This window comes from Methanobrevibacter oralis (genome assembly GCF_001639275.1).
Taxonomy (GTDB): Archaea; Methanobacteriota; Methanobacteria; order Methanobacteriales; family Methanobacteriaceae; genus Methanocatella; species Methanocatella oralis.
This window is the reverse complement of record NZ_LWMU01000037.1, coordinates 1-564: the sequence shown is the minus strand read 5'-3', so window position 1 is coordinate 564 and position 564 is coordinate 1. Positions and strand designations below refer to the sequence as shown.

The window sequence follows — 564 nt, the reverse complement described above, 5'->3', positions numbered from 1 at the left end:
GATAAAGATTATGGTCCAAACACATTTAAATCCATGGTAAAAATCTTAAAATCCCCAATAACAAAAAATAAAAACTTAAAAATTTATTTCATGGGAGGAACATTTAAAGTACAAATAATACATGCAAATGGTAAAAATGTAGGTGCTGGAAAAACAGTAAAATTCACAATAGCAGGAAAAACATACAGTAAAAAAACAGACAAAAATGGATACGCAAGCCTAAAAATCACACAAAAACCAAAAACACACACCATAACCACAAAATATGGCAAATTCATTACAAAAAATAAAATCACAATCCAACCAGTACTAACAGCAAAAAACATCATAAAGAAAAAAACAAAAACAACAAAATTCCAGGCCAAACTAGTAAACACTAAAGGAAAACCACAAGCAAAAAAGAAAATAACATTTAAATTCAAAGGAAAAACCTACAAAAAACTAACAAACAAAAAAGGAATAGCCACACTAAAAATCAAAAACCTAAAAAAAGGCAAATACAACATCTACACACAATACACCAAATCAAAAATAAAAAACACAATAACAATCAAATAAAAAAAA

General features: G+C 27.0%; 1 pseudogene. It reads left to right on the top strand.

The features are described from left to right. Positions 1-558 (top strand): annotated as a pseudogene (locus MBORA_RS10765) (hypothetical protein); the annotation flags it as partial. Positions 559-564 lie beyond the last annotated feature (6 nt).